This is a genomic window from Spirillospora sp. CA-108201, from assembly GCF_050936235.1.
Classification (GTDB): domain Bacteria; phylum Actinomycetota; class Actinomycetes; order Streptosporangiales; family Streptosporangiaceae; genus Spirillospora.
The window spans coordinates 1,052,510-1,076,592 of sequence record NZ_JBNJNE010000001.1; the positions used below are offsets into that span (position 1 = coordinate 1,052,510).

At 73.0% G+C, this 24,083-nt stretch carries 22 protein-coding genes; 16 read left to right on the top strand and 6 right to left on the bottom strand.

The features are described 5' to 3' along the window. Nucleotides 1–82: 82 nt before the first annotated feature. Nucleotides 83–2,209 (bottom strand): transketolase, encoded by a 2,127-nt coding sequence (gene tkt, locus ACQEU6_RS05050; protein WP_499329420.1) that lies wholly within the window; start codon nucleotides 2,207–2,209, stop codon nucleotides 83–85. Between the two features lie 541 nt (nucleotides 2,210–2,750). On the opposite strand from tkt, the gene ACQEU6_RS05055 reads away from it, so the two are divergent. The 3 genes from ACQEU6_RS05055 (at nucleotide 2,751) to ACQEU6_RS05065 (ending at nucleotide 6,122) form a co-directional block, all read left to right on the top strand. After that, nucleotides 2,751–3,740, top strand: a complete 990-nt coding sequence (locus ACQEU6_RS05055; protein WP_499329421.1) for a heme o synthase — start codon at nucleotides 2,751–2,753, stop codon at nucleotides 3,738–3,740. Nucleotides 3,741–3,817: 77 nt separating this feature from the next. Next, a complete protein-coding gene (locus ACQEU6_RS05060) occupies nucleotides 3,818–5,041 on the top strand; it encodes a PrsW family intramembrane metalloprotease (protein ID WP_499329422.1) in 1,224 nt (407 codons plus the stop codon). Nucleotides 5,042–5,123: 82 nt separating this feature from the next. Continuing rightward, nucleotides 5,124–6,122: a COX15/CtaA family protein gene (locus tag ACQEU6_RS05065; RefSeq protein ID WP_499329423.1), complete on the top strand. Its 999-nt coding sequence runs from the start codon at nucleotides 5,124–5,126 to the stop codon at nucleotides 6,120–6,122. Between the two features lie 7 nt (nucleotides 6,123–6,129). Here the strand turns inward: ACQEU6_RS05065 and polX are convergent, their stop codons facing one another. The 5 genes from polX to ACQEU6_RS05090 all read right to left on the bottom strand — a co-directional run bounded on the left by polX (nucleotide 6,130) and on the right by ACQEU6_RS05090 (nucleotide 11,451). Then, complete coding sequence (gene polX, locus ACQEU6_RS05070) at nucleotides 6,130–7,848, bottom strand: DNA polymerase/3'-5' exonuclease PolX (RefSeq protein WP_499329424.1); 1,719 nt, start codon at nucleotides 7,846–7,848, stop codon at nucleotides 6,130–6,132. 38 nt (nucleotides 7,849–7,886) lie between these two features. Then, nucleotides 7,887–8,723, bottom strand: coding sequence for a proteasome subunit beta (prcB, locus tag ACQEU6_RS05075; RefSeq protein ID WP_499329425.1), 837 nt, complete (start codon nucleotides 8,721–8,723; stop codon nucleotides 7,887–7,889). 71 nt (nucleotides 8,724–8,794) lie between these two features. After that, nucleotides 8,795–9,754, bottom strand: a complete 960-nt coding sequence (locus ACQEU6_RS05080; protein WP_499329426.1) for an EamA family transporter — start codon at nucleotides 9,752–9,754, stop codon at nucleotides 8,795–8,797. A 3-nt stretch (nucleotides 9,755–9,757) separates the two neighbouring features. Continuing rightward, nucleotides 9,758–10,474, bottom strand: a complete 717-nt coding sequence (locus tag ACQEU6_RS05085) for an ABC transporter permease (protein ID WP_499340090.1) — start codon at nucleotides 10,472–10,474, stop codon at nucleotides 9,758–9,760. Nucleotides 10,475–10,524: 50 nt separating this feature from the next. After that, nucleotides 10,525–11,451 carry an ABC transporter ATP-binding protein gene (locus ACQEU6_RS05090; protein WP_499329427.1) on the bottom strand — a complete coding sequence of 309 codons (927 nt, stop codon included), beginning with the start codon at nucleotides 11,449–11,451 and terminating at the stop codon, nucleotides 10,525–10,527. A 173-nt stretch (nucleotides 11,452–11,624) separates the two neighbouring features. Here ACQEU6_RS05090 and ACQEU6_RS05095 point away from each other — a divergent pair, with 173 nt between their 5' ends. The 13 genes from ACQEU6_RS05095 (at nucleotide 11,625) to ACQEU6_RS05155 (ending at nucleotide 24,063) form a co-directional block, all read left to right on the top strand. Then, nucleotides 11,625–12,866 (top strand): arginine deiminase, encoded by a 1,242-nt coding sequence (locus ACQEU6_RS05095; protein WP_499329428.1) that lies wholly within the window; start codon nucleotides 11,625–11,627, stop codon nucleotides 12,864–12,866. Next, complete coding sequence (argF, locus tag ACQEU6_RS05100; protein WP_499329429.1) at nucleotides 12,866–13,867, top strand: ornithine carbamoyltransferase; 1,002 nt, start codon at nucleotides 12,866–12,868, stop codon at nucleotides 13,865–13,867. Before ACQEU6_RS05095 ends, argF begins: the two co-directional genes overlap by 1 nt. Nucleotides 13,868–13,896: 29 nt before the next feature. After that, the gene (arcC, locus tag ACQEU6_RS05105; RefSeq protein ID WP_499329430.1) at nucleotides 13,897–14,832 is read left to right on the top strand and encodes a carbamate kinase; all 936 of its coding nucleotides are present in this window, start codon (nucleotides 13,897–13,899) and stop codon (nucleotides 14,830–14,832) included. Next, complete coding sequence (locus tag ACQEU6_RS05110; RefSeq protein WP_499329431.1) at nucleotides 14,829–16,292, top strand: amino acid permease; 1,464 nt, start codon at nucleotides 14,829–14,831, stop codon at nucleotides 16,290–16,292. Before arcC ends, ACQEU6_RS05110 begins: the two co-directional genes overlap by 4 nt. Beyond that, nucleotides 16,285–17,331 (top strand): universal stress protein, encoded by a 1,047-nt coding sequence (locus tag ACQEU6_RS05115; RefSeq protein WP_499329432.1) that lies wholly within the window; start codon nucleotides 16,285–16,287, stop codon nucleotides 17,329–17,331. Before ACQEU6_RS05110 ends, ACQEU6_RS05115 begins: the two co-directional genes overlap by 8 nt. A 135-nt stretch (nucleotides 17,332–17,466) precedes the next feature. After that, nucleotides 17,467–18,258: a helix-turn-helix transcriptional regulator gene (locus ACQEU6_RS05120; RefSeq protein ID WP_499340091.1), complete on the top strand. Its 792-nt coding sequence runs from the start codon at nucleotides 17,467–17,469 to the stop codon at nucleotides 18,256–18,258. After that, nucleotides 18,255–19,667, top strand: coding sequence for a Fe-S cluster assembly protein SufB (gene sufB, locus ACQEU6_RS05125; protein ID WP_499329433.1), 1,413 nt, complete (start codon nucleotides 18,255–18,257; stop codon nucleotides 19,665–19,667). Before ACQEU6_RS05120 ends, sufB begins: the two co-directional genes overlap by 4 nt. Then, nucleotides 19,667–20,803 (top strand): Fe-S cluster assembly protein SufD, encoded by a 1,137-nt coding sequence (gene sufD, locus ACQEU6_RS05130; RefSeq protein WP_499329434.1) that lies wholly within the window; start codon nucleotides 19,667–19,669, stop codon nucleotides 20,801–20,803. Before sufB ends, sufD begins: the two co-directional genes overlap by 1 nt. Then, nucleotides 20,800–21,117 carry a non-heme iron oxygenase ferredoxin subunit gene (locus ACQEU6_RS05135; RefSeq protein WP_499329435.1) on the top strand — a complete coding sequence of 106 codons (318 nt, stop codon included), beginning with the start codon at nucleotides 20,800–20,802 and terminating at the stop codon, nucleotides 21,115–21,117. Before sufD ends, ACQEU6_RS05135 begins: the two co-directional genes overlap by 4 nt. Before the next feature lie 26 nt (nucleotides 21,118–21,143). Then, a complete protein-coding gene (gene sufC / locus ACQEU6_RS05140; RefSeq protein ID WP_149258180.1) occupies nucleotides 21,144–21,908 on the top strand; it encodes a Fe-S cluster assembly ATPase SufC in 765 nt (254 codons plus the stop codon). Beyond that, nucleotides 21,905–23,191, top strand: a complete 1,287-nt coding sequence (locus ACQEU6_RS05145; RefSeq protein ID WP_499329436.1) for a cysteine desulfurase — start codon at nucleotides 21,905–21,907, stop codon at nucleotides 23,189–23,191. Before sufC ends, ACQEU6_RS05145 begins: the two co-directional genes overlap by 4 nt. A gap of 54 nt (nucleotides 23,192–23,245) precedes the next feature. Then, nucleotides 23,246–23,704, top strand: a complete 459-nt coding sequence (sufU, locus tag ACQEU6_RS05150) for a Fe-S cluster assembly sulfur transfer protein SufU (protein WP_499329437.1) — start codon at nucleotides 23,246–23,248, stop codon at nucleotides 23,702–23,704. Then, nucleotides 23,701–24,063, top strand: a complete 363-nt coding sequence (locus ACQEU6_RS05155) for a metal-sulfur cluster assembly factor (RefSeq protein ID WP_499329438.1) — start codon at nucleotides 23,701–23,703, stop codon at nucleotides 24,061–24,063. The genes sufU and ACQEU6_RS05155 overlap by 4 nt, the downstream gene beginning before the upstream one ends. The last annotated feature ends 20 nt before the right edge of the window (nucleotides 24,064–24,083 follow it).

The following is a 24,083-nucleotide window of genomic DNA, read 5'->3' on the forward strand; positions in this document are numbered from 1 at the left end:
GTCGTCGTCTTCGTCGCCCCGCCGGGGGCGGGCGGGCGGAGCCCAGGGGTGCGCGGGCGCCGCCCGCCTCGCGGGCCCCGACTCAGTTGCCGGTCGTCTCGCCCTGCCCGGCGCCCGGCGCGTGGGCCTTGATGAGGCTGGCCTTGGCCGCCGCCACCACGCGCTCGGACGTGATGCCGAACTGCAGGAACAGCGTCTTGTAGTCGGCCGAGGCGCCGAAGTGCTCCAGGCTCACCGACTCGCCGGCGTCGCCGACGTAGCCGCGCCAGCCGAGCGCCACGCCGGCCTCGACCGACACCCGGGCGCGCACGCCCGGCGGCAGGACCTCCTGCCGGTAGGCGTCGGTCTGCTCCTCGAACCACTCCACGCACGGCATCGACACGACGCGGGTCGGGGTGCCCTCGGACTGCAGCGTCTCGCGCGCCTGCAGCGCCAGCTCCACCTCGCTGCCGGTCGCGATGACGATCACTTCGGGCCGCCCGCCCTCGGCGTCGGCCAGCACGTAGCCGCCCCGGGCGGCGCCCTCGGCGGACGCGAGCTCGCCGCCGCGCTCCAGCGTCGCCAGCTTCTGCCGGGTCAGCGCCAGGCCGGCCGGGCGGTCGGCGTGCCGCAGGATCGTCCGCCACGCCACCGCCGTCTCGTTGGCGTCGGCCGGGCGGACGACGTCCAGGCCGGGGATGGCCCGCAGTGCCCACAGGTGCTCGACGGGCTGGTGGGTCGGGCCGTCCTCGCCGAGGCCGATCGAGTCGTGCGTCCAGACGAAGGTGACCGGCAGCTTCATCAGCGCGGCCAGCCGGACCGCCGGGCGCATGTAGTCGCTGAAGATCAGGAACGTGCCGCCGTAGGGGCGGGTGCCGCCGTGCAGGGCGATGCCGTTGCAGATCGCGGCCATCGCGTGCTCGCGGACGCCGAAGTGCAGCGTGCGGCCGTAGCGGTGGCCGGGGAACTCCTTGGTCTGGAACTCCTCCGGGATGAAGGACGGCTCGCCCTTCATCGTCGTGTTGTTGCTCTCCGCGAGGTCGGCCGAGCCGCCCCACAGCTCCGGCAGCACCGGCGCGAGCGAGGCCAGCACCTCGCCGGACGCCGCGCGGGTCGCGATGGACCCGCCCGCCTCGAACTCCGGCAGCGCCTCCTCCCAGCCCGCCGGAAGCGTCCGGGTGGAGATCCGGTCGTACTCCGCGGCCCGCTCGGGGTTCGCCGAGCGCCAGACGTCGAAGGTCTTGGCCCACGCGGCGTGGTCGGCGCGGCCCCGGTCGGACACGGCGCGGGCGTGGGCCAGCACGTCCTCGGGGACCCGGAAGCTCTCGGCCGGGTCCATGCCGAGGATCCGCTTGGTCGCGGCGACCTCGTCCGCGCCGAGCGCCGAACCGTGGATCTTGCCGGTGTTCTTCTTGTTCGGCGCGGGCCAGCCGATGATCGTGCGCAGCGCGATGAAGGACGGGCGGGACGTCTCGGCCTTGGCCGAGGCGAACGCCTTCGCCAGCGCGGCGACGTTCTCCTCGTAGTCGCCGTCCTGCGTCCAGTCGACGTGGTGCACGTCCCAGCCGTAGGCGGCGTACCGGGCGCGCACGTCCTCCGACAGCGCGATCGCCGTGTCGTCCTCGATCGAGATGTGGTTGTCGTCGTAGAGCAGGACCAGGTTGCCCAGGCGCTGGTGCGCCGCCAGCGCGCTCGCCTCGTGGCTGATGCCCTCCTCGATGTCGCCGTCGGACGCGATCGCCCAGATGGTGTGGTCGAAGGGGGACTCGCCCTCCGGCGCGTCCGGGTCGTAGAGGCCGCGCTCGCGGCGGGCCGCCATCGCCATGCCCACGGCGTTGGCGATGCCCTGCCCGAGGGGCCCGGTGGTGGTCTCCACGCCCGCGGTGTGCCCGTACTCCGGGTGGCCGGGCGTGAGGCTGCCCCACTTGCGCAGCGACTTCAGGTCGTCCAGCGTCAGCGGGTAGCCCGACAGGTACAGCTGGATGTAGAGGGTCAGGCTGGAGTGCCCGCACGACAGCACGAACCTGTCCCGCCCGGCCCAGTGCGGGTCCGTCGGGTCGTGCCGCAGGAACCGCTGGAAGAGAAGGTAGGCGGCCGGCGCGAGGCTCATCGCCGTCCCAGGGTGACCGGAGCCCGCCTCCTCGACCGCGTCCATGGCGAGGGCGCGGATCACGTCCACCGCGCGCCGGTCCTGGTCGGACCACTCAAACGTGCTGTTGTCCCTGCTCACGGAAACGCCAGGCTCCTCTCGAACCGATGTCAAAGAACCGCTCTTCAATGTTGTGCGCCGGCGGCCCCGCGGACCCCTCACAGGGCACAACCCCGGCGGTGCGGCGCCTCTTCCTCCGCCCCGCACGGCCGTACGGGGCGGGGGCGAAGATCATGCCCGCGCCCAGCCGCGAGCCTATCGCGCGGGAGGGCCGCCGCAGGCGGGGGCGCGGAACCGCTGCGGCGCACGCCGGGCACCGGGCCGCGGCGCTTCATGCACCCTTGCCCTGACGCCCCGCCGACTAACCCCCCGCACGGGTGATCCGCCGGGTGATCCGACATCGCCCCCCGGCCCGGCCGGGGCGGCCGGCGGCGAGCACGGCGCGTCCGGCGACCCGGTGCGCGCTCCCCGGAGGGGGCGGACTACAGTGATTGCGCGGCTGACGCCAGCGGCCGCGGCAAGACGACCCAGCCGAAGTCGCACCCAGCCGAGGCCGACCCGATCGCGGGGCGCCGCCAGGGTGGTACCGATTTCCCATCCCTAGTCAGACGTGGACCCGATTGTGACGGTGCTCAGTAACAAGCGCGGGATCGACCTGGACGAGCAGGTGCCGGAGGCGCCCGCGTCCGGGCTCGCGCCGCCCCCCGCCGAGCGGGCCGCCCGGCGCACGCCCGGCGCGAGCGTGCGCGCCTACGTGGCGCTGACCAAGCCGCGCGTGATCGAGCTGCTCTTGATCACCACCATCCCGGTGATGTTCCTGGCGGACCGGGGCGTGCCGCCGCTGTCCACCGTGCTGCTGACGCTGGCGTTCGGCACCATGTCCGCCGGCGCCGCCAACGCGATCAACTGCTACATCGACCGCGACATCGACGCCAAGATGCGCCGCACCCGGCGCCGCCCGCTGGCCCGCCACCAGGTCACCCCGGCCCGCGCCCTGGTCTTCGGGGTGACGCTCGCGGTGCTGTCCACCGCCGGGTTCCTGCTCGCGGTCAACCCGGTCGCCGCGGCCGGCTCGCTGTTCGCGATCCTGTTCTACGTCTTCGTCTACTCGCTGCTGCTCAAGCGGCGCACCTCGCAGAACGTCGTGTGGGGCGGCATCGCCGGGTGCATGCCCGTCCTCATCGGGTGGGCCGCCATCACCGGGAGCGTCGCCTGGACGCCCCTCGTCCTGTTCGGCGTGGTGTTCCTCTGGACGCCGCCGCACACCTGGACGCTCGCGATGCGCTACCGCGAGGACTACGCCGTCGCCAAGGTCCCGATGCTGCCGGTCGTCGCGTCCGAGCGCCGCGTCGTGGTCGAGAGCCTCGTGTACACCTGGGCCACCGTCGCCTGCTCGCTGCTGCTGTGGCCCGTCGCCGGGATGGGCCCGGTGTACGGGGCCGTCGCCGTCGTGCTCGGGCTGGTCTTCCTGGCCGAGGGGCACCGGCTGCTGAAGGCCGTGCGCGCCGGGGTGACCGGCGTCCACCTGCGGCCGATGCGCTTCTTCCACCTTTCGAACGTCTACCTGGCGCTGCTGTTCACCGCCGTGGCGATCGACCCGCTCCTGTACTGACCGGCGCGCTCCCGCGCCGCCGCGGGGACCGCCCGCCCCTTAGCGGTCGGTGCGACCTGCCGTTACGCTTTCGCGTTATGGCGAGCATGGATCCCAAGGCGGTGCTCGAAGGCCGTGTCCCCGGGCGGCCCCCGGTCGGCCTGATCCTCGGCATGACCGTGTCCGGGCTGTGCGCCGTCGTCGCGCTCGGCACGGACGCCGCGCTCGGCGGGGCCGGCTTCTGGGTCGGGGTCCTCCTCGCGATCCTGCCGATCCCCGTGCTGATCGCCCTGGCCCTCACCCTCGACCGGCTGGAGCCCGAGCCGCCGCGCGCCCTCGCCTTCTCGTTCATGTGGGGCGCGGGCGTCGCCGTGCTGGGCGCCCTCGTGCTCAACACCGCCGGGATGCTGTACGTCACCGTGCCCATCTTCGGCGAGACGGAGGGCCACTTCGTCAGCGCCGTCTTCGGCGCGCCGGTCATCGAGGAGGCGCTGAAGGGCGCCGTCCTGTTCGGCATGCTGTGGTTCCGCCGCAACGAGATCGACGGGTTCGCCGACGGGATCATGTACGCCGCCATGGTCGGGCTCGGCTTCGCCATGATGGAGAACGTCACCTACTACATGCGGGCGTTCGAGGACGGCGGCGCGCAGCAGCTCCAGGCGGTGTTCGTCCTGCGGGGGCTGATCGCGCCGCTCAGCCACCCGCTGTTCACCTCGATGACCGGCCTCGGCGTCGCCTACGCCGCCACGCACCGGCGCGGCCAGATCCTCGCGCCGCTCGCCGGGCTGCTCGGCGCCATGGTGCTGCACGGGCTGTGGAACGGCGCCGCCACGTTCGGGCTCGGCGGCCTCGGCATCGTCTACCTGCTGGACTTCTGCGTCCTGGTCGCGCTGATCGTCATCGTGTTCGTCGAGCGGCGCGGCACCGTGCGCCGCATCGAGGCCTACCTGCCGATGTACGCGGGGACGGGCCTGGTGACGCCGCAGGACGTGCGGATGCTGCGCTCCATTCCGTCGCGCCGCGCCGCCCGCCGCTGGGCCCGCTCGGTCGGCGGCGCGTCCGCCGGGCGCGCCATGGTCGACTACCAGCTCGCGGCGACCGAGCTGGCGCTGCTGCACAAGCGCGTCGACCGGGGCGTCGCGGACCAGCGCTGGTTCGTGACCCGCCGCGACTCGCTGCTCGAACTGATGTCACTGGCCAGGCAGGCGTTCCTGCGCACCCCGCCGCGCCCCGGAGCGGGCCTCCAGGCGGGGCCGCCGTGGGCGCGGCAGGGGCCGTCGGGCTTCCTGCCGCCGCGGCCGCCCGGCCCCTACGGCGGCTGACCCGCGGACCCCGGAGTAGCGGCGCGGGGGGTGGACGGGGGCCGGGTCACGGCCATCGGGACCCGGCCATACGATTGGTGCCGTGGCAGAGCGAGAGTCGTCCAACCTCCTGATCCGGACCTGGAACGCCGTGTGGCGCCCGACGCCCGGGTCCCTGCGGCTGCTCGCGCTGATCGGCGTCATCGGCAACGTGGTGATCGTCGTCAGCGGCGGCGCCGTCCGGGTCACCAAGTCCGGCCTCGGCTGCCCCGACTGGCCGCGCTGCTCCGGCGACAGCCTCGTGCCGACCCACAACCCCGAGCACCACGTGCTCAACATGTCGATCGAGTTCGGCAACCGCCTGATCACCTTCGTGGTGCTGGGCGTCGGCGTGCTGGTGTTCGTCGCCGCGCTGCGGCTGCGTCCGCGCCGCCGGAGCCTGGTGCGGTGGGCGCTGGCCCAGCCGATGAGCGTCGTCGCCCAGGCGGTGATCGGCGGCATCGTCGTGCTGTCCAAGCTGCACCCGGCGGCCGTCTCGCTGCACTTCCTGGTCTCACCGGCCCTGCTGGTGTTCTGCGTCGCGCTGTGGATCCGCGCGGGGGAGGGCGACGGGGCGCCCCGGCCGCTCGCCGGGCCCTGGACGCGCCGCCTCGCCGCCGCGCTGCTGGTCTCCTGCGCCGCCGTGCTCGTCGCGGGCACCGTCGTCACCGGCACCGGCCCGCACGCGGGCGACGCCGAGTCGCGCCGCTACGGCTTCGACATCACCGACGTCGCCCGCATCCACGGCGAGCTGGCGTGGCTCACCATCGCGCTGACGCTGATCGCCATCGTGGTCCTGCACCGCACGGGAGCGCCCGCCGCCGCCCGCCGCCGTGCCCACGAGCTGGCCGGGCTGATCGTCGCGCAGGGCGCCGTCGGCTACGTCCAGTACTTCCTCGGCGTCCCCGCCGGCCTGGTGCTCCTGCACATGCTCGGCGCGGTGCTGATGTGGATCGCGGCGTTCCGCCTGTTCTTCGCCCTGCGCGACCGGGGCCCCGTCCCCGCCGCCGCGGGACCGGCCTCGGCGGCCCCGCGCCCCGCCGAGGCGCCCCAGCCCGCCTGACCCGGGCTCAGGCCTTCCGCAGGAACGCGCGCAGGCGCTCCAGCGGCCAGGTGTTGACGACGTCGTCGGGTGTCAGCCAGCCCCGCTGCGCGGTGCCGACGCCGTAGCGGATGTTGCGGTGGTGGCCGACCGAGTGGGCGTCGGTGTCGACGGAGAACTTCACGCCGAACCGCTTCGCGCGCCGGACCAGGTCGGCGGGCAGGTCGAGGCGGTCGGGGAAGGAGTCGATCTCCATCGCGGTGCCGGTGCGGGCGGCGGCGCGGAACACCTCGTCCCAGTCGGCGTTCACCGGCGCCCGGCGGCCGATGCTGCGGGCGGTGGGGTGGCCGATCACGTGGACGTGGGGGTTCTCGCACGCCCGGACGAGCCGCCGGGTCATGCTCGCCTCGTCCTGCGTGAAGTGGGAGTGGACGGAGGCGACGCAGACGTCGAAGCCGGACAGGAAGTCGGCGTCCCAGTCGACGCCGCCGTCGGGATCGATGTTGAGCTCGGTGCCGTGCAGGAGCGTGAGCCCGGGGAACCGCTCCCGCAGCTCGGCGATCCGCGCGCGCTGGGCGAGCATCTTCTCGTCGGTCATGCGCTGCATGACCAGGTTCGGCGCGTGGTCGGTGATCGCGTAGTACTCCAGGCCGCGGTCCCGCGCGGCGGCGGCCATGTCCTCCAGGGAGGCGACGCCGTCGGTCAGGTCGGTGTGGCTGTGCAGGTCTCCGCGCAGGTCCTCGACGGTCACCAGGCGGGGCAGCTCGTCCTTCAGAGCCGCCTCGATCTCGCCGGAGTCCTCGCGGAGGGCGGGGTGGACCCAGGGCAGGCCGAGGCGCTCGTAGACCTCCTCCTCGGTCTTCGACACGATCAGCTCGTCGGTCCCGGCGTGGAACAGCCCGTACTCCGACAACCTGAGCCCCGCCTTCACGGCGATCTCGCGGGTGCGGATGTTGTGCGCCTGCGAGCCGGTGAAGTACTGGAGCGCGGCGCCCCACGACTCGGGCGGGACGACGCGCAGGTCGACCTGCAGGCCCCGGGAGGTGCGGACCGAGGTCTTCTTGTCGCCGCCCGCGATCACCTCGGCGACGAACGGGAGCGCGGTGAACGCCTCCATGATCGGACGCGGGTCGCGGGAGGCGGCCAGCACGTCCACGTCGCCGATCGTCTCGCGCATCCGGCGCAGCGAGCCGGCGTGGGCGCAGCGCTCCACCTGGGGCAGCGCGGACAGGGCCGCGACGACCTCGTCGGCGACGCCCGCCGCGGCGTCGACCAGGACGCGCTCGCCGGAGCCGCGCATCAGCTCGATGCCGTGCCGGATGTTCTCCTCGGTCTTGGCGCCGAAGCCCTTGAGCCCGCGGAGCCTGCCCTCCTCGACGGCCGCGGCCAGCTCGTCCACCGAGGAGACGCCGAGCGCCTCGTAGACGGCGAGGGCCTTCTTCGGGCCGAGCGTGGGGATCGCGGTCAGCGCCCGGACCCCGGCGGGGATCTGCGTGCGCAGCTCCTCCACCTGCCGGATCGTGCCGGTGGTGTTGTAGTCGAGGAGCTTCTTGGCGATCGCGTCGCCCACCCCCGGGATCGTGCGCAGCCCGGCCAGGTCGAGGCCGGCGATGTCGCCCGGGTGGCCCGCGACCGCCCGCGCCGCCTTCTCGTACGCCCTGATCTTGAAAGCGTCGCCGCCCGTGATGGACAGCAGGTCGGCCAGTTCCTGGATGAGGGCCGCAGCCTCGTCGTTCGCCCGTGCCATGGGCCGAGTCTAGAAGGCGGGTACGACGTTTCCGGCGCTCAGCGCAGGGGCGCGGCGGGCCCGCCGGGCCGCTCGCCGCGGCCGCGCACGACCTCCCCGGTGATCGCCTCGACCTGCTCGGCCGGCAGCGCCCGGTAGCCGTCGGCGGTGACGACCGCGACCGTCGGGTAGATGCGCCGGGTCGGGTCGGGGCCGCCGGTGGCGGTGTCGTCGTCGGCCGCGTCGTAGAGGGCCTGGACGCACACGGTGGCGGCGTCCTCCAGGGACAGGTCGTCGCGGTAGAGCTTCTTCAGCGCGCCGGACGCGTACGGGGAGCCGGAGCCGTCGGCGTGGAAGCCGCGGGCCTCCTGCGGGGCGCCGGTGATGTCGTAGGTGAAGATCCGCCCCTCGCCGGACTCGGGGTCGAGGCCGGCGAACAGCGGGACGACCGCCAGCCCCTGGAGGGCCTGAGCGAGGTTGGCCTGGATCACCGCGCCGAGGCGGCGGGCCTTGCCCGGCAGCGAGAGCGGGACGGTCTCCATCTTCTCGTAGTGCTCCAGCTCCACCTGGAACAGCCGGACCATCTCCAGCGCCAGCCCGACCGTTCCCGCGAAGGCGACGGCGGAGTACTCGTCGGCGCGCTGCACCTTGTCGAGTTCGCGGTAGGCGATGCGGTGGCCCTGCGTCGCGCGCCGGTCGCCGGCCATCATGACGCCGCCCGGGAACGTCAGCGCCAGGACCGTCGTCCCGTGCGGCAGCTCGGGCGCGTCCCCCTCGGGCACCCGGTTGACGGGCAGCAGGTCAGGGGAGTGCAGGCGCAGGAAGTCGACGAACGACGCCGACCCCGCCTCGAAGAACTCGGGCGGAATCCCCTGGTCCTCGCTCCGGCCGATCACGGCGGCTCCTCTCCGGCTTGATGATCGCGACGTTCCGATCCTTCCACGCTGCCACACGGGGCCGCCACCGCTCAGGCCTCGGGCGCCTCGGGCGGTTCCTTCCGGCTCCGGGTGGCGCCCGCGCAGGCGACGATGACGCAGCAGATCGCGACCCACTGCCGGGCTGTGAGGATCTCGCCGAGCAGCGCCACACCGACGAGCGCCGCCACGGCGGGCTCCAGGCTCATGAGGATCCCGAAGACGCGGGCGGGCATCCGCCGCAGCGCCTCCAGTTCGAGCGAGTACGGGATCACCGACGACAGCAGCCCGACGCCGAGGCCGATGAGCACCAGGCGCGGGTCCAGCAGCGCGGTGCCCGCGGACGCCACGCCGAGCGGGAGGACGGCGACGGTCCCGACGACGCTGGCGAGCGCCAGACCGGTGGAGCCGGGGAAGCGCCGGCCGGTCGCGGCGGTGAGCACGATGTAGCCGGCCCAGCACGCCCCCGCCAGCAGCGCGAACGCGATGCCGGCCGGGTCGAGTGCGCCGGAGCCGCCCTTGGCCAGCATGACGACGCCCGCCCCCGCCAGCACGACCCACAGCGCGTCGCGGGGGCGCCGGGAGGCGACGATCGAGACCAGGAGCGGCCCGAGGAACTCGATCGTGACCGCGACGCCCAGCGGGATCCGCGAGAACGACTGGTAGATCGAGAAGTTCATCAGCGCCAGCGCCAGGCCGAAGACGGCGGCGATCGCGAGGCTGGAGCGCGAGTGGTCGCGCAGGACGGTCCGCAGCGCCTTGCGGGTGAGGAAACCCAGCACGATCGCCGAGGTCAGCAGCCGCATCGTCACGACGGCGCTCGGCGGCAGCCGGTCGAACAGGTGCTTGGCCAGGCCGGCGCCGACCTGCAGGGAGATGATGCCGACCAGGATCAGCGCGGGCGGCGGCACCGACCCGAGCGACAGCTTCCGCGACGACACGGCCCGCGACCAGGAAGGCCGGGCGGAGCGGGGCGCGCCGCCGAACGAGCCGGGGGCATCGGACAGGGCCATGCGCTACTCCCACCTGAAGAAGCGGGCGGCCAGGGCGAGGCCCGCGACGGCCCAGACGGCGAGGACCGCCAGCGGCTTTCCGGGGAACGCGGCGCCGTGCTGGAGCACCTGGCGCAGCCCCTCGGACAGCGCCGAGATCGGCAGCAGCTCCAGGGCGGACCGCACCCCGCCGGGGAACCGGTCCAGCGGGAAGACGACGCCGCCGAGGACGAGAAGCAGGATGTAGACGAGGTTGGCGGCGGCGAGGGTGGCCTCGGCGCGCAGCGTCCCGGCCATCAGCAGCCCGAACCCGCTGAACGCGGCGGTGCCGAGCACCAGCAGGGCGAACACCGAGGCGGGGTCGCCGTGCGGGTGCCAGCCGAGCGCCAGCGCCACCGCGCAGACCACCGCGGCCTGCACGGCCTCGACGGCGACCACGCTGAGCGTCTTGGCGGCGATGAGCCCGCCGCGCGGGAGCGGGGTCGCGCCGAGCCGCTTGAGGACGCCGTAGCGCCGCTCGAAGCCGGTGCCGATGGCCTGGCCGGTGAACGCCGTGGACATCACCGCGAGGGCGAGGATGCCGGGCGCGAGGAAGTCGACGCGGCGGCCCGCGCCGAGGTCGACCAGGGACGTGGCGCTGAACAGCGCGAGCAGCACCACCGGGATGATCAGCGTGAGCAGCAGCTGCTCGCCGTTGCGCAGCACGGCGCGGAACTCGTAGCCGGCCTGGGAGAGGATCATCCGCGGCAGCGGCGCGGCGCCCGGCGCGGGGGCGAGGTCCAGCGGGGTCGTCACGAGCGCAGCTCCCGTCCGGTGAGTTCCAGGAAGACGTCCTCCAGCGTGCGCCGCTCGATCCGCAGGTCCTCGGTCATGACGCCGTGCGAGGCGCACCAGGCGGTGACCGTGGCCAGCAGCTCGGGCCGGACGTCGGCCTCGATCAGGTAGTGCCCGGCGGGCGACTCCTTGGCGGCGCTCCCGGCGGGCAGCGCCGCGAGCAGCTCCTCCAGGCCGAGGCCGGGCCGGGCGCGGAACCGCAGCTGGCGCTCGGCGCCGGTCAGTTCCTCCGGGCTCCCCTGGGCGACGACCCCGCCGCCGTCGACGATCACGACGTGGTCGGAGAGGCGCTCGGCCTCCTCCATGTTGTGCGTCGTGAGCACGACCGACACCCCGGCGGCGCGCAGTTCGCCGATCAGGTCCCACGTGGCGTGCCTGGCCTGCGGGTCGAGCCCGGTGGTGGGCTCGTCGAGGAAGACCAGCTCGGGCCGCCCGACCACGGCGACGGCCAGGGAGAGCCGCTGCTGCTGCCCGCCCGACATCCGCCGGAACGGCGTGCGGGCCTGGTCGGTGAGGCCGAGCCGCTCCAGCAGGGCGGAGGCGTCGAGCGGCGCGGTGTGGAACGAGGCGACGAGCCGCAGGAACTCGCCGGCCCTGGCGGTGCCCGGCACGCCGCCGGACTGCGGCATCACGCCGACCCGGGGGCGCAGGGCGCGCCCGTCGGCGGCCGGGTCCAGGCCGAGGACGCGGACGGTGCCCCCGTCGGCCCGCCGGAACCCCTCGCAGATCTCGATCGTGGTGGTCTTCCCGGCGCCGTTCGGGCCGAGCAGCGCGGTGACCGCGCCCCGGGCGGCGCTGAGCGACAGGCCGTCCACGGCCGTCACCGGGCCGTAGCGCTTGGCGAGCGAGTCGATTTCGACCGCGCCGTCTCCGGGGGGTGTCATGGTGACGAGTTTAGGTCCGGAGCAGGACAGGTCCGCGCCCGGACCCGGGCGTCCGCGCGTGCGGCCGCGGTGAAGCCGCCCGGTGGAAGTCGATCTAGTTTCGCCGCCGCGCCCGGGGGAATCCGCGATCTGGGGGAGCCGCGGCGCCGTGGCCGTGCTCCGGGGAGGTGGGGATGGCGTTCCGCGTCGATTCGGAGGTCGGGCGGCTCCGGGAGGTCCTGCTGCACAGGCCCGAGCTGTCGCTCAAGCGGCTCACCCCCTCCAACGCCGCCGGGCTGCTGTTCGACGACGTCCTGTGGGTCAGGCGGGCGGTGGAGGAGCACCGGGAGTTCGAGGACGTCCTGCGCGCCCAGGGCGTGCGGACGCACCTGCTGATCGACCTGCTGGCCGAGACCGTCACGATCCCCGAGGCGCGCCGGCACATCCTCGACCGGGTGGTCGACCCGCACTGGTTCGGCCCGCTGGCCACCGACGCGATCCGCAACTGCTTCGACGCCATGGACGTGCCGGATCTGGCGGTGTTCCTGATCGGCGGCATCACCAAGCGGGAGATGCTGGAGCGGATGCCCGAGCCGGCGTCCATCGCGTTCCACTCCATCGGGATGGACGGGTTCGTCCTGCCGCCGCTGCCCAACCACCTGTTCACGCGCGACACGTCCTGCTGGATCTACGACGGCGTGTCGATCAACACGATGCGCATGAAGGCCAGGATGCGCGAGACGGTGAACATGGAGGCGGTCTACCGCTGGCATCCGCTGTTCGCGGCCGGCTACGACCGGCCCGCCGAGGGCGGGTACCGCGTGTGGAACCGCGGCACCGCGATGGCGCCGGCGACGCTGGAGGGCGGCGACGTGCTCGTCCTCGGGAACGGCAGCCTGCTGGTCGGGATGAGCGAGCGCACGCGGCCGCAGGCGGTGGAGATGCTGGCCCAGTCGCTGTTCGCCGCGGGCTCCTGCGACCGGATCGTCGCCCTGCGGATGCCGCGCAAGCGGGCGTTCATGCACCTGGACACGGTCCTGACGATGGTCGACCACGGGGTGTTCACCAAGTACGCGGGGATGGGCATGCTGCCGTCCCACACCGTGGAGCCCGGCGACAACGAGAAGGAACTCAAGATCACCGATCATCCGCCGGAGGACATGCACCGGGCCGTCGCCGCCGCGCTCGGGCTGGACGGCGTCAAGGTCCTCACGCCCACCCAGGACGTGTTCGCCGCCGAGCGCGAGCAGTGGGACGACGGCGCGAACGTGCTGGCCGTCGCGCCCGGCGTGGTGATCGCCTACGAGCGCAACGCCACGAGCAACCACCACCTGAGCAGGGCCGGCATCGAGGTCGTCACGATCCGCGGCAGCGAGCTCGGCCGAGGCCGCGGCGGCCCGCGCTGCATGAGCTGCCCGCTCGTCCGGGACGCCTGATGGCGGCCGACCTGCGGGGGCGCAGCCTGCTCAGGGAACTCGACCTCACGCCGGAGGAGTTCGGGTACCTCATCGACCTGGCGGCCGAGCTGAAGGCCGCCAAGCGCGGCGGGACGGAGACGCGGGCCCTGGCGGGCAGGAACATCGCGCTCATCTTCGAGAAGACCTCCACCCGCACCCGCTGCGCGTTCGAGGTCGCCGCGCACGACCAGGGCGCCCACGTCACCTACCTCGACCCCGGCGGGACGCAGATCGGCCACAAGGAGTCGATGAAGGACACGGCGCGCGTCCTCGGGCGGATGTACGACGGCATCGAGTACCGCGGATCCAGCCAGGGGCGCATCGAGGAGCTGGCTGCGCACGCGGGCGTCCCGGTGTGGAACGGGCTGACCGACGAGTGGCACCCGACGCAGATGCTCGCCGACATGCTCACCATGCGCGAGCACAGCGGCAGGCCGCTGCGCGAGGTCACGTACGCCTACCTGGGCGACGCGCGCAACAACATGGGGCATTCCTACGTGGCGGCCGGGGCGCTGCTCGGCATGGACGTCCGCATCGTCGCCCCGCGCGATCTCTGGCCCGACGAGGAGACGGTCGTGGGGCCGTCGCGCGCGGTCGCGGCCGGGACGGGGGCGGGCATCACCGTCACCGAGGACGTCGCGGACGGCGTACGCGGCGCCGACTTCGTCATCACCGACGTGTGGGTGTCGATGGGCGAGCCGGCCGGGGTGTGGGACGAGCGGATCGCGCTGCTCACGCCCTACCAGGTCAACGCCGAGGTCATGCGGGCGACCGGCAACCCCGCCGCCAGGTTCATGCACTGCCTGCCGGCCTTCCACGACCGGGGGACCGCCGTGGGGGAGGAGATCTACCGCAGGACCGGCCTGGACGCGCTGGAGGTCACCGACGAGGTGTTCGAGTCCGAGGCGTCGATCGTCTTCGACGAGGCCGAGAACCGGATGCACACGATCAAGGCGGTCATGGTGGCGACGCTCGGCTGAGCTCGGGCCGCCGGGGAGGGGGAGGACGCATGCGCGTGGTCGTCGCGCTCGGAGGGAACGCGCTGGTCGAGCGGGGGCAGACGCCCGACGCCGAGCTCCAGCGCGGCAACGTCGACCGGGCCGTGCGGTCGCTGGCGCCGCTCGCCGAGCGGCACGAGCTGATCATCACGCACGGGAACGGGCCGCAGGTCGGGGTGCTGGCGCTGGAGAGCGTCAACGACCCGAACCTGACCCGGCCCTACCCGCTGGACACGATCGGCGCCGAGACCCAGGGCATGATCGGCTACTGGATGCTCCAGGCGCTGCAGAACGCGCTGCCCGGCCGCCAGGTGATGGCGATGATCAACCAGACGCTGGTGTCGGCGGTGGACCCGGCGTTCGGGAACCCCACCAAGTTCGTCGGCCAGGTCTACGAGCGGGAGGAGGCGGAGAAGCTCGCCGCCGAGTACGGCTGGACCGTCCGGGCCGACGGGGACCGCTGGCGCCGCGTGGTGCCGTCCCCGCGTCCGCAGCGGGTGATCGAGACGCGGCTGATCAGGGAGCTGGTCCGGCTCGGCACGGTGGTGGTGTGCGCGGGCGGCGGCGGCGTCCCGGTCTTCCGCAACGACGTGGGGCGGCTGGAGGGCGTCGAGGCGGTGGTCGACAAGGACTCCACCGCGGCCGTCCTCGCCGAGAGCATGGACGCCGACGCGCTGCTCATCCTCACCGACGTGCCCCGCGTGATGCGCCACTACGGAACGCCGAGGCAGGAGGAGATCACCCACACGACGCCGTACGAGCTGCGCGGCGAGGACTTCCCCGCGGGGTCGATGGGCCCGAAGGTCGAGGCGGCGGTGAGCTTCGTCGAGCGGACGGGCGACATGGCCGCGATCGGGATGCTCGACCAGTGCGAGCGGATCCTGGAGGGGACCGCGGGGACGATCGTCACCCCGAACGCCACCTGGCCGCTGGCGAGCACCCTGTGACCGGGGCGGCGCCGGAGGCCTTCGCGCGCAGCCTGCTGCGGACCAAGCCCGTCGACCTGATCGTCGCCGAGGGCGGGCACGGCGAGGGCGGCGAGCTGCGGCGCACGATGAGCCTGCTGCAGCTCACGCTGTTCAGCGTCGGCGCGACCCTCGGCACCGGCATCTTCGTGGTCCTGGGCGAGGCGGTCCCGCTGGCCGGGCCCGCGGTCGTGCTGTCGTTCGTCCTCGCCGCCGTCACCGCCCTGTTCTCGGCGCTCTCGTACGCCGAGCTGGCCGGGACCATCCCCGTGTCAGGCTCGTCCTACTCCTACGCCTACGCGACGCTGGGCGAGCTGGTCGCGTGGGTCTGCGGCTGGTGCCTGCTGCTGGAGTACGCCGTCTCGGTGTCGGCCGTGGCGGTCGGCTGGGGCTCCTACCTCAACGCCTTCCTCGACGGCGTGGCGGGCTTCATGATCCCGGCGCAGATCAGCAACCCGCCCGGGGAGGGCGGCCTCGTCAACGTCCCGGCGGTGATCGTGGTGCTGTTCGCCACGCTGCTGCTGCTGCGCGGCACGTCCGAGAGCGCCGCCGCGAACACGGTCATGGTGTTCCTCAAGATCGCGGTGCTGCTGTTCTTCTGCGCGATCGCCTTCACGGCGTTCCGCGCGGGGAACATGTCCCCGTTCGCGCCCATGGGGTGGGCGGGCATCAGCGCGGCCGGCTCCAAGGTGTTCTTCTCCTACATCGGCTTCGACGCCGCCTCCACCGCGGGCGAGGAGGCGAGGAACCCCCGCCGCGACCTGCCCCTCGCGATCATCCTCTCGCTGGTCATCGTGACCGCCCTGTACGTCCTGGTCGGGCTCGCCGCGGTGGGCGCCATGAACTGGACGCGGTTCTCGCTCAGCGGCTCCGAGGCCTCGCTGGCGCAGGTGCTGGACTCAGTGAGCGGGAAGGCGTGGCCCTCGGCCGTCCTGTCCCTGGGCGCGGTGGTCGCCATCGCCAGCGTCGTGCTCACCGTCATGTACGGGCAGACCCGCATCCTGTTCGCGATGTCGCGGGACGGGCTCGTCCCGCACGTCTTCCAGAAGGTGAGCCCCCGGCGCAGGGTGCCGGTCGCCAACACCGCCATCGTGGCGGCGTTCATCGGGATCCTCGCCGCGGTGATCCCGCTCGGCCGGCTGGTCGACGCCACCAGCATCGGGACGCTGTTCGCGTTCGCCCTGGTCAGCGTCGGCGTGATCGTCCTGCGCCGCACCCGGCCGGACCTGCCGCGCAGCTTCCGCGCGCCGCTGTACCCGGTGACGCCGCTGCTCGGCGTCGCGCTGTGCGTGTACCTGATGGTCGGCCTCGGCAGCGTCACCTGGACCGTCTTCGCGATCTGGACCGCCGTCGGCCTGGTCGCCTACTTCCTGTACGGCCGCCGCCACTCGCGCCTGGCCGCCCGCAACGCAGGGCCCATCGGAGGGAGCCCGCATGAGTGAACCGAACGAGAGTGAACCGCGGGGCAGCGGAACGCGGGGCGGGGAGCCGGACGGGCTGCGCGTGGTGGTCGGGTACTCGCCCGACGAGCGCGGCGACGACGCCCTGGCCCTGGCCGCGCTGATCCGGTCGGCGGACCGGTCGCGCCGCCTGGCGCCGCTGACGGTCGTCAACGTCCATCCGCCCGCCTGGCCCGCGCGCGGCGCCGCCTCGGTGGACGCCGAGTGGGTCGCCTACCTCAGGAGCCAGGCCGAGGAGGCGCTGGCCGGGGCCACCGCGCGGCTCGGCGAGCTCCAGGTGCCGCGGCCGGAGGTGGACCCGCGGGTGCGCGCCCACCGGGGCAGCGGGCGCGGCCTCATCGAGGTCGCGCGGGAGGTGGGCGCCGATCTGGTCGTCATCGGCTCGGCGCCGGGCGGCCGCCGCGGCCGGATCGCCATCGGCAGCACCGCCGACCAGCTCCTGCACGACTCGCCCGTGCCGGTCATGCTGGCGCCGCGCGGGTACGCCGGCGAGTCGCTGCGCCACCACCGGGCCCTGGGGCCCGACCGCGCGGCGCGGCGGCTGGAGCGGATGACCGTGGCGTTCTGGCCCCGCCGCGACGTCGAGGGCCCGCTGCTGGCCGCCGCCGCGCTCGCGCGGACGCTGGGGCTGCCGATGCGGCTGCTGACGCTGGTGCTGCGCCCGGCCGCCCTCGCGGTCAGGCTGGGCGGCGGCGTCGGCGGCGCCCTGGACCGCCAGGTCGCCCAGGCCGACGAGGACCTGCGGGAGGCGGCGGGCCTGCTCGGGGCCCGCCTGGGGGACGGGATGCCGGTGGAGCGCCTCGCGGAGGTCGGGACCGGCGTCGCGGGCACGCTCGACGCCGTGGATATGCTGCCGGGAGAAATCGTCGCCTGCCTGCCCGGCCGTCACGGGCCGCTGCGCAAGGTGTTCCTCGGGGAGGGCTCCGGCAAGATCGTCCGGGCCGCGCCGTGCCCGGTGCTGGTGCTGCCGCGCGGGACGGGGGCGGGCCCAGACGAGTCCTCCGGCGAACGTCCGGCTTAGGTAAGGCTTACCTGCGTGAGCTACGACATCGGGAATCCGGTGTTTCGCGGGAAGTAATTACGGCACACTGATGTTGTGAAAAACGTGGGCGAGGATCAGACGAGCACCGGGGGCGCCGCCGCGCGCTCTGTCGGCGTGCCGTCCGGCCAGCCCGAGCGCGACACCCGCGCCCGGGTGGCCAGGCTGATCCTCGAACACGGCCCCGTCACCGCGTCCACGCTCGGGGAGCGCGTCGGCCTCACGCCGGCGGCGATCCGGCGGCACCTGGACGCGCTGCTGGCCGAGGGCATGATCGAGGTCCGCAAGGCGCGGGTGCCGCAGTCCCGGCGCGGCCGGGGCCGCCCCGCCAAGTGGTTCGCCATCACCGACGCCGGGCGCAGCGCCTTCGTGCACGCCTACGACGACCTGGCGACCAGCGCCCTGCGGTTCCTCGCCGAGACGGCCGGCGACCACGCGGTCGCCGAGTTCGCCCGGCGGCAGATCGCCGACCTGGAGCGCCGGTACCGGCCCGTCGTCCAGGACGCGCCGCCCCACCAGCGCGTCCGTACGCTCGCCGAGGCCCTGTCGGGGGACGGCTACGCGGCCGCCGCCGCCAAGGCGCCCCAGCCGGGCGGCGGCGAGCAGCTGTGCCAGCACCACTGCCCGGTCGCGCACGTCGCGGCGGAGTTCCCCCAGCTGTGCGAGGCCGAGACCGAGGCCTTCAGCCGGCTGCTGGGCACTCCCGTGCAGCGGCTCGCCACGATCGCGCACGGCGACGGCATCTGCACCACCCACGTCAGCTCCCGCTCGCTCTGCGGGACCGGCGAGACCGGCGAGGGCGGCGCCCGCGCCGCGCACGCCGCCCCTGGCGGGGACGCGGCGGACGAGGGGGCGTCCGCGGCAACGCATCTGACCAGTGACGAGGAGTCCGGAGGGACCTCCCTATGACTACGGCAGCCCACCCGGAGCTCGAAGGGCTCGACAGGTACAAGTTCGGCTGGGCCGACTCGGACGCCGCCGGCGCCTCGGCCCGGCGCGGCCTGAACGAGGACGTCGTCCGCGACATCTCGGCCAAGAAGAACGAGCCTGAGTGGATGCTCGACCTGCGCCTCAAGGGGCTGCGGCTGTTCAGCAAGAAGCCGATGCCCACCTGGGGCTCCGACCTCACGGGCATCGACTTCGAGAACATCAAGTACTTCGTGCGCTCCACCGAGCAGCAGGCCACGTCCTGGGAGGAGCTTCCCGAGGACATCAAGAACACCTACGACAAGCTCGGCATCCCCGAGGCGGAGAAGCAGCGCCTCATCGCCGGCGTCGCCGCCCAGTACGAGTCGGAGGTCGTCTACCACAAGATCCGCGAGGACCTTGAGGAGAAGGGCGTCATCTTCGTCGACACCGACACCGGCCTGCGCGAGCACGCGGAGATCTTCCAGGAGTACTTCGGCTCGGTGATCCCGGTCGGCGACAACAAGTTCGCCGCGCTCAACACCGCCGTGTGGTCGGGCGGCTCGTTCATCTACGTCCCGCCGGGCGTGCACGTGGAGATCCCGCTCCAGGCCTACTTCCGGATCAACACCGAGAACATGGGCCAGTTCGAGCGGACGCTGATCATCGCCGACGAGGGCTCCTACGTCCACTACGTCGAGGGCTGCACCGCCCCGATCTACAAGTCCGACTCGCTGCACTCGGCCGTCGTCGAGATCGTCGTGAAGAAGGACGCCCGCGTCCGCTACACGACGATCCAGAACTGGTCGAACAACGTCTACAACCTGGTGACCAAGCGCGCCGTCGCCTACGAGGGCGCCACCATGGAGTGGGTCGACGGCAACATCGGCTCCAAGGTCACGATGAAGTACCCGGCGATCTACCTGCTCGGCGAGCACGCCAAGGGCGAGACGCTGTCGATCGCGTTCGCGGGCGAGGACCAGCACCAGGACGCCGGCGCGAAGATGGTGCACGCCGCGCCGAACACCTCCAGCAGCATCATCTCCAAGTCGGTGGCGCGCGGCGGCGGCCGCACCTCCTACCGCGGGCTGGTGCAGATCCAGGAGGGCGCCGAGCACAGCAAGTCCACGGTCAAGTGCGACGCGCTGCTGGTCGACCAGATCAGCCGGTCCGACACCTACCCCTACGTCGACGTCCGCGAGGACGACGTGGAGATGGGCCACGAGGCCACCGTCTCCAAGGTGTCCGAGCAGCAGCTGTTCTACCTGATGAGCCGCGGCCTCACCGAGGACGAGGCGATGGCGATGATCGTGCGCGGGTTCGTCGAGCCGATCGCGCGCGAGCTGCCGATGGAGTACGCCCTGGAGCTGAACCGGCTCATCGAGCTGCAGATGGAAGGAGCCGTCGGCTGATGGGGCTGGAGCAGAAGCCTCTCTCGACGCTGCACGAGAAGGCGTCCTACGAGGTCGCCGACTTCGACGTGCCCACGGGCCGCGAGGAGGAGTGGCGGTTCACCCCGCTGCGCCGCCTGCGCGGGCTGCACAACGGCACGGCCGAGGACGGCGGCAAGGTCCTGCTGGAGGTCGAGGCGGCGCCGGAGGTGACGGTCGAGACCGTCGGCCGCGACGACGAGCGCCTCGGCCGGGCCTACGTCCCCGCCGACCGGGTCAGCGCCCAGGCGTGGCACTCCTTCACCCAGGCCACGGTCGTGACCGTCCCGAAGGAGACCGTCGCGTCGGCGCCTACGGTGCTGCGGCTGCGCGGCGAGGACGCCTCGGCCGCCGCCTACGGGCACACCACGGTCGTCCTGGAGCCCTTCGCCGAGGCCACCGTCGTGCTGGCGCACCGGGGCTCGGCGACCTACGCCGACAACCTCGAGTTCGTCGTCGGCGACGGCGCCCGCCTGTCGGTGATCAGCCTGCAGGACTGGGCGGACGACGGCGTCCACGTCTCGCACCAGCACGCGAGGCTCGGCCGCGACGCCCGGTTCGTCTCGCACAACGTCTCGCTCGGCGGCGACGTCGTGCGGATCTCCCCGTCCGTCTCCTACGACGGGCCCGGCGGCGACGCCGAGCTGTACGGGGTGTACTTCGCCGACGGCGGCCAGCACCTGGAGCACCGCCTCCTGGTCGACCACGCCGTCCCGCACTGCCGCAGCCGCGTCGACTACCGCGGCGCCCTCCAGGACCGGGACGCGCACGCCGTCTGGATCGGCGACGTGATCATCCGCGCGGAGGCCGAGGGCACCGACACCTACGAGCTGAACCGCAACCTCGTGCTCACCGACGGGACGCGGGTCGACTCGGTGCCGAACCTGGAGATCCTCACCGGCGAGGTCGCCGGCGCCGGGCACGCCTCGGCGTCCGGGCGGCTGGACGACGAGCACCTGTTCTACCTCCAGGCGCGCGGCATCACCTTCGACGCGGCGCGCCGCATGGTGGTCCGGGGCTTCCTCGGCCAGCTCGTCGAGCGCATCGAGGTCGCCGAGGTGCGCGAGAAGGTGCGCGAGGCGATCGAGGCGGAGCTGGACCTGGGAGCGGCCAAGTGACCTACGTGAAGGTGTGCGCGCTGGACGAGGTCCCCGCCGAGGGGGCGCTCGGCGTCGAGGTCGACGACACGCCCGTCGCGATCGCGCGAAGCGGCGACGACGTGTTCGCGCTGAACGACATCTGCTCGCACGCCGAGGTCTCGCTCTCCGAGGGCGAGGTCTACAACGGCACCATCGAGTGCTGGCTGCACGGGTCCTGCTTCGACCTTCGCAGCGGCAAGCCCACCAACCCGCCGGCCACGCAGCCGGTCGCCACCTACAAGGTCAGGGTCGAGGACGGCGAGGTCTACGTCTCGCTCGCCGGCGACGACTGACCGCACGACGAAGGACTACACGCACTATGGCCACCCTTGAGATCCGCGACCTCCACGTCTCCGTCGGCGACGGCTCCGACGGCGCGAAGGAGATCCTGCGCGGGGTCGACCTGACCGTGAAGGCCGGCGAGACCCACGCGATCATGGGGCCGAACGGCTCCGGCAAGTCCACCCTCGCCTACGCGGTCGCGGGCCACCCGAAGTACGAGGTGACGTCCGGCTCGGTCACGCTGGACGGCGAGGACGTCCTGGCCATGTCGGTCGACGAGCGCGCCCGCGCCGGGCTGTTCCTGGCGATGCAGTACCCGGTCGAGGTGCCCGGCGTCTCGGTGTCCAACTTCCTGCGCTCGGCCGTCACCGCCGTGCGCGGCGAGGCCCCGAAGCTGCGCGAGTTCTCCAAGGAGATGAAGGCCGCGATGGACGCCCTGTCCATCGACCCGGCGTTCGCGCAGCGCAGCCTGAACGAGGGCTTCTCCGGCGGTGAGAAGAAGCGGCACGAGATCCTGCAGCTGGAGATGCTGAAGCCGAAGGTCGCCGTGCTGGACGAGACCGACTCCGGCCTCGACGTCGACGCGCTCAAGGTCGTCTCCGAGGGCGTCAACCGGTTCGCCTCCGGCGACACCGGCGTCCTGCTCATCACCCACTACACGCGCATCCTGCGCTACGTGAAGCCCGACTTCGTCCACGTGTTCGCCGGCGGCCGCGTCGTCGCCGAGGGCGGGCCGGAGCTGGCCGACGAGCTGGAGAACGAGGGCTACGAGAAGTACGTGAAGGCGGGCGCGTCCCTATGACAGGAGCGGCCCGGGGGCCGGGAGGCCTTCTGCCCGAGGAGCTGAAGAAGGACTTCCCGCTGCTCCAGCGCACGGTCCGCGGCGGCCGCCCGCTGGTGTACCTCGACTCGGGGGCGACGTCGCAGAAGCCCGTCCGGGTGCTGGACGCCGAGCGGGAGTTCTACGAGCGGCACAACGCGGCGCCGCACCGCGGGGCGCACCTGCTCGCCGAGGAGGCGACGGAGGCCTACGAGAACGCCCGCGCCTCGATCGCCCGGTTCGTCGGCGCGACGCCCGCCGAGATCGTGTTCACCAAGAACGCCACCGAGGGCATCAACCTGGTCGCCTACGCGATGAGCAACGCGGCCACCGCCGGGCCGGAGGCCGAGCGGTTCGCCGTCGGCCCCGGCGACGAGGTCGTGGTGTCGGAGATGGAGCACCACGCCAACCTCGTGCCGTGGCAGCAGCTCTGCCGGCGGACGGGCGCCACCCTGCGCTGGTTCGGCATCACCGACGAGGGCCGCCTCGACCTGGACGACCTCGACGGCATCGTCAACGAGCGCACGAAGATCGTCGCGTTGACGCACCAGTCGAACGTGCTCGGGACCGTTCCGCCGATCGAGCGGATCGTGGAGCGCGCCCACGCCGTCGGCGCGCTCGTCCTGCTGGACGCCGCGCAGTCGGTGCCGCACCAGCCCGTGGACGTGGCCCGGCTCGGCGCCGACTTCCTGGTGTTCTCCGGGCACAAGATGCTCGGTCCCACCGGCATCGGCGTGCTGTGGGGGCGCGGCGAACTGCTGGAGGCCATGCCGCCGTTCATCACCGGCGGCTCCATGATCGAGGTCGTCCACATGGAGGAGACCACGTTCATGCCGCCGCCGCAGCGGTTCGAGGCGGGCGTCCCGATGACCGCGCAGGCGGTCGGGCTGGGCGTGGCCTGCGACTACCTCGCCGAGATCGGCATGGACCGCGTGCACGCGCACGAGGAGGCCCTGGTCGGCTACTCGCTGGAGCAGCTCGCCGAGATCCCCGGCGTCCGCGTCATCGGCCCCGGCACCACCGAGGCGCGCGGCGGCGCCGTGTCGTTCACCGTCGACGGCATCCACCCGCACGACGTCGGGCAGGTCCTGGACGAGCTGGGCGTCGAGGTGCGCGTCGGCCACCACTGCGCGTGGCCGATCTGCCGCCGTTTCGGCATCCCGGCGACCACCCGCGCGACGTTCTACCTCTACAACACCCTCGGCGACGTGGACGCGCTCGCGGACGGGGTAAGGCAGGCGCAGAAGTTCTTCGGCACCGCCTGAGGAACACGCCCCGCCGCGCCCGGGTTGAAGCGAGAAAAGCTTGGAAAGGACGCCATGCAGCTGGAGGCGATGTACCAGGAGGTCATCCTGGACCACTATCGCAACCCCTTGAACAAGGGGCTGCGGGAGCCGTTCGAGGGGGAGGCGCACCACGTCAACCCCACGTGCGGCGACGAGGTGACGCTTCGCGTCCACCTGGAGGGCGAGGGCCAGGGCGCCACGGTCGCCGACGTGTCCTACGACGCCATGGGCTGCTCGATCAGCCAGGCCAGCGCCTCGGTGATGTCCGACCTCCTGATCGGCAAGTCCGTCAAGGAGGGGATGGCGGTCGGCGAGGAGTTCCTGGCGCTGATGCAGTCCCGCGGCCAGGACGTCGCGCCCGACGAGGACGTCCTGGAGGACGCCGTCGCCTTCGCCGGGGTCTCCAAGTACCCCGCCCGGATCAAATGCGCCCTGCTCGCCTGGATGGCGTGGAAGGACGCGACCGCCCGCGCACTCGGAGAGGCACCATGACCGACACGCCCGCGACCGACACGCCCGACGCCGAGGTGCCCGCGACCGCCGCCTCCCCCCAGGAGGAGGAGGTCCTGGAGGCCCTCAAGGACGTCGTCGACCCCGAGCTCGGCATCAACGTCGTCGACCTCGGCCTGGTGTACGGCGTCGACCTGACCGACGAGGTCGCCACCCTGGACATGACGCTCACCAGCGCCGCCTGCCCGCTCACCGACGTGATCGAGGACCAGGCCCACAGCGCGCTGGAGGGCCTCGCCAAGGACGTAAAGATCAACTGGGTCTGGCTCCCGCCGTGGGGCCCCGACAAGATCACCGACGAGGGCCGCGACCAGCTCCGCGCCCTCGGCTTCAACGTCTGACCCGCACCACGCCGTGAGGC